This is a genomic window from Protofrankia sp. Cr1, from assembly GCF_963555865.1.
In the GTDB taxonomy this organism is placed as follows: domain Bacteria; phylum Actinomycetota; class Actinomycetes; order Frankiales; family Frankiaceae; genus Protofrankia.
Genome location: NZ_CAUVXO010000422.1, coordinates 1 through 4623 on the forward strand (window position 1 = coordinate 1; position 4623 = coordinate 4623).

At 68.9% G+C, this 4623-nt stretch carries 5 protein-coding genes; all 5 read left to right on the forward strand.

Features of this window, described 5'->3' with window-relative positions; genetic code table 11:
• Positions 1-1362: phage tail sheath family protein (locus U9980_RS22810; protein WP_322769813.1), on the forward strand; the 1362-nt coding region annotated here is incomplete at its 5' end.
• Positions 1363-1372: 10 nt separating this feature from the next.
• Entirely contained in the window at positions 1373-1915 is a 543-nt protein-coding gene (locus U9980_RS22815) for a phage tail protein (RefSeq protein ID WP_322769814.1), read from the forward strand.
• A 94-nt stretch (positions 1916-2009) separates the two neighbouring features.
• Positions 2010-2789: a hypothetical protein gene (locus U9980_RS22820; protein WP_322769815.1), complete on the forward strand. Its 780-nt coding sequence runs from the start codon at positions 2010-2012 to the stop codon at positions 2787-2789.
• Positions 2786-3922 carry a hypothetical protein gene (locus U9980_RS22825; protein ID WP_322769816.1) on the forward strand — a complete coding sequence of 379 codons (1137 nt, stop codon included), beginning with the start codon at positions 2786-2788 and terminating at the stop codon, positions 3920-3922. Before U9980_RS22820 ends, U9980_RS22825 begins: the two co-directional genes overlap by 4 nt.
• Positions 3919-4623 (forward strand): DUF4255 domain-containing protein (locus tag U9980_RS22830; RefSeq protein WP_322769817.1); only part of this gene is annotated, 705 nt, incomplete at its 3' end. The genes U9980_RS22825 and U9980_RS22830, both read left to right, overlap by 4 nt.

The window sequence follows — 4623 nt, forward strand, 5'->3', positions numbered from 1 at the left end:
TACCTGTACTACCTCAACGGCGGCAGCGAGGCCGAGATCGTCAGGGTCGTGTCCGCGGGCGCGGTGGGGCCACCCGCGGTCGCCGGCGCGGCGGCGTCGACTATTGATCTGCGTGACGGGGTGACGGTGACGGCCAAGTACCCCGGTGTATGGGGAAATTCGCTGCGGGCCCGGGTCGACCACGACACGCGGGAGCCTCTCGTCGGCGAGATCAAGGACGATCTCTACAACCTGACGGTCCGAGATACCGGGACCGGCGCGCAAGAGAGCTTTCGCAACATCGTCGCCAAGCCGACATCCCCGTTCAGTCTGGCCAGAATGCTTGCCGGGTCCCGGCTCGTCACCGGCAGCGGCGTGCTCGACAAGCAGCCGAAGGCGCACGATGCGGTGGGGGCGGGCCAGGACCCGTTCGCCGGTGGCCCGGCCGGCGCGCCCGCGACGTTCGCCCAGGGTACCGGCGGCGCCGACGGGGCCGTACCGGACGGCCACGCCTATCGGGCGGGCCTGGAGCTGCTGCGGGCCACCGACATCTTCAACATGCTTGTTCTCGCACCCGCGAGCGCGGACGCCATGACGGCCGATGTCGAGCAGGACACGCTGGACGCGGCGGCGAAACTGTGCGTCGACCGGCGGGCGATACTCCTGGTCGATCCTCCGGAGAAGTGGACCGATATCGCGACCGTTGTCGCGGGCCCGCTGCCGGTCACCGGGGACAATGCCAGGAACGCGGCTCTGTACTTTCCCCGTCTGACGATCACGGATGTCGCTGGGCAGGCCGTGGAGTTTCCGCCGGCAGGGGCGGTCGCGGGTGTGTTCGCCCGTACCGACGGCCAGCGCGGGGTGTGGAAGGCGCCCGCCGGCACCGACGCCTCGATCAGCGGGATCAGGGCGCTCGCGGTCGGTGTGACCGACCTGGAGAACGGTCGGCTCAACCCGTTGGGCGTCAACTGCCTACGGACGCTGCCGGCCGCAGGCGCCGTCGTATGGGGTGCCCGGACCCTGCGCGGCGCCGACCGACTCGCCGACCAGTGGAAGTACCTACCGGTCCGACGGACCGCCCTGTTCATCGAGGAAAGCCTGTACCGCGGCACCCAGTGGGTGGTGTTCGAGCCGAATGACGAGCCGCTGTGGTCCTCCGTCCGGCTCAATGTCGGGTCCTTCATGAACTCGCTGTTCCGGCAGGGCGCGTTCCAGGGACGGACTCCGCAGGAGGCATATCTGGTCAAATGCGACCAGGAGAACAACCCGCAGAACGACATAGACCGCGGGATCGTCAACATTCTGGTCGGTTTCGCCCCGCTCAAGCCGGCCGAGTTCGTCATCATCCACATCCAGCAGCTCGCCGGCCAGCTGCAGACCTGAGGCGGAGGACATGGCTCAGTTCAGCGTCAACGCATCCCGTCTCGACCCCTACAAGAACTTCAAGTTCCGGGTGAAGTGGGACGGAAAGTACGTCGCGGGTGTCAGCAAGGTGAGCGCCTTCAAACGAACCACCGAGGTCGTCAAGCATCGCGACGGTGGCGACGAGAGCACCACCCGCAAGTCGCCGGGACGCGTCGAGTTCGACGCGATCACCCTGGAACGGGGTGTCACGTTCGACGTCGAGTTCGAGCGGTGGGCGAACAAGGTGTGGGACTACCGCAACGCCCAGGCAGCGCCGGAGAAGCGGGACAGGGAGGTCTCACTCGCCGACTTCCGTAAGGACATCACGATCGAGGTCTTCAACGAGGGGGGCCAGAAGGTCATCGCCTATCAGGTGTTCCGCTGCTGGGTTTCGGAGTACCAGTGTTTGTCCGATCTTGATGCGAACGCGAATGCGGTGCTGATCCAGCACATCAAACTGGAGAACGAGGGGTGGGTCCGGGACACCGCCGTCAAGGAGGAGAAGGAACTGTCCTTCGACGACCCGTCCTGATGCGTGGCCGGGCTGATTTCCCGACGGGCTCCGAATCACCAGCCCGGGAACCGGGACGCACGTGTCACTTCGATCGGAGGAAGGGCTACATTACATGAGCACGCTGCCCGCGCGGGAGCTGCTGGATGCCTGGGAGCGGGGACAGGACTGCCCGCCGCCGATGCGTGCACTGCTTCTGCTCGGCGCGGCCTGGCCCCAGGTGTCGGCGGAGGAGTTCGCCGACCTGAGCATCGGCCAGCGCGACGCCTGCCTGTTGTCCGTGCGGGAGCATGGCTTCGGTAGCCGGCTCGTCGCGGTGGCCACCTGTACCAGCTGCGGTGACGAGCTGGAGCTGAGTTTCGATGTCGGCGACGTCCGCACCCCGCAGCCGGCCGGAATCGATGGTGCGGCTGGTCGCGGGCTGCCGGCTCCCCTTGGCCCGGCGGAGGTCGACAGCGGCGGGTACCACGTCCGGTTCCGGGTTCCGACCAGCCGCGATCTTCTAGCCGTGAACAGACTGTCGGGGCCGTCGATGACGATCGCGGCAATCCGGCAGGCGCTCATCGAACTCTGCGTCGTCGAGGCGAGGCGAGGCGACCGTACCCTGGCGCCGTCCGCGCTGCCCGCTGACGTCGTCGACGCCGTCGAGGAACGGATGGCGGAGATGGATCCCCAGGCTGACGTCGAGCTGGCCGCGACCTGCCCCGCCTGTGACCGCACCTGCGAGGTGTTGTTCGACGCCGCCGCGTTCCTGTGGGCCGAGGTGGATGCCTGGGCGGTGCGCACCCTTTACGACGTTCACCGGATCGCCTCCGCCTACGGCTGGCGCGAGCCCGACATTCTTCGCCTCAGCCCTTGGCGGCGGAGTTTCTATCTGGAGGCGATCGGCGGATGAGTTCCTTCCTTACCCGGCTCGCCGCGCGAGCCGACGCCGCCTATGTGGTCCGACCGCGGATCGTCTCCCTGTTCGAACCTGCTGGGTCAGCTGGCCCGCTCGGGTCACCCGAGCCACACGAATCACTCGGATCAGCTGGGACGATCGAGCCGGCGGTGGTCGGTTCCCGCGCAGATGACGTCACCGGCTGGGGCGGACGGGACGCCCCGCCAGTACTCGCGCCGCAGCCCACTTGGGTCGGGCAGCCCACTTGGGTCGGGCAGCCCACTCGGGTCGTACAGCCAGCCCTGACCACGTCGGGTCGCCCGGATATCGCGGGCACGGTGGCGCCGGTCGGGCCCGTCCCCGACAGTGGGGTCACGGGCTCGTCGCCGACCGGCGAGGACGGTACCGGCCCCGGCTTCGCCGAAATCACGCCGCTGGCCGCGTCATCCGAGGCTCCCGGCAGGGCGTTCGCCAGCCCGGTCATGGCAGGTGGGTCCGCGCAAACTCAGGTCGAGATCGGGTCCGAGGCGTCCAGCGATGTCGTTGACGGCGCGGGTGTACGCGTTTCGCGTCCACAGGGCGATTTCCTTCCACAGGGCGGCTTCCTTCTGCAGAGCGATTTCCCACCGGCCGCAGCCGACGTCACGACCGGTAGAAATCGCTTCGGGAAGTGGGGCCCGTCAGCGGTGACCGGCAACAGCCGGCACGCCTCGGTCGGTGAGCAGCCGGCAGGCCCGGACCCCGACCAGGGATCCGGAGACGCGCAGGTTCCCGGGCCCGACCAGACGGGTCCGCGGGCGTCTGGTTCTCCCGCGCCGGTGGTGCCGGACCGTCCGTGGTCGGGCAGCTCCCGGCAGCCCTCCCCAGCGCCGCGTGCCCTGGCCGCGATGGTCGACTCCGACACGGGGTCCCTGCTGGCCACGGGGTCCCTGCTGGCAGGGCCCATACCCACGGCTGCCCGCGGGCACGGCGGGCACGCCGGGAACGGCCCCGACCCCGAACCGGTCGTGCAGGTCACGATCGGTCGGGTCGAGATCCGGGCGGTCCTGCCGAACGCCCCGGCGCCGGCCGCGGGTGAACGCGGACGTGGGCGCACCCCCGCAGTGTCTTTGGACGACTATCTGCGTTCCCGCGGCGGTCAAGGATGAGTAGCGCCCTTGCCATCGCCGCGGTCACCAGGACATTGCGCAACCTGCTCTTCGACGCGGCCTCGGACCTCGGGGGAGCCGAGGTGTCCGCCAAGCCGCCGGACCGTGCCCGGGCCACCGCCACCGGTAATCAGATCAATCTGTTCCTCTACCACACCTCGATCGACGCGGCGCTGCGTAACGACAACCCGCCCGGCACTCGGCCGGGTGAGCCGGCATTCCCGCCGTTGCCGCTGATTCTGCACTATCTGATCACCGCGTACGGCGACGGTGATGACGACGTCATGGCCCACAACCTGCTGGGGCGGGCGATGGTGGCGCTGCACGACCATCCGGTTCTGGGTCCACGGGAGATCAGGATCGCGCTCGCCGGCAACGACCTGTGGGAACAGGTCGAGCGGATACGAATCACACCGGAAGCGCTGTCGATCGACGACATGTATCGCCTGTGGACGGCATTCCAGACGCAGTACCGGATCTCCGCCGCGTACCAGGCGCGGGTCGTTCTGATCGAGAGTCGTCGCCAGGCGCGGACGCCGCTGCCGGTGCTGACCCGCGGGCCGGCCGATGCCGGGGTTTCGGTCGTGCCGTTTGTGATCCCGCCGGTGCCGACGCTGACAGCGGCGCAGCCGCAGCGCCGGCAGCCGGCAGCGCGCCTCGGTGACGAGCTGACGCTGTCCGGGGTGCATCTGAGCGGGGCG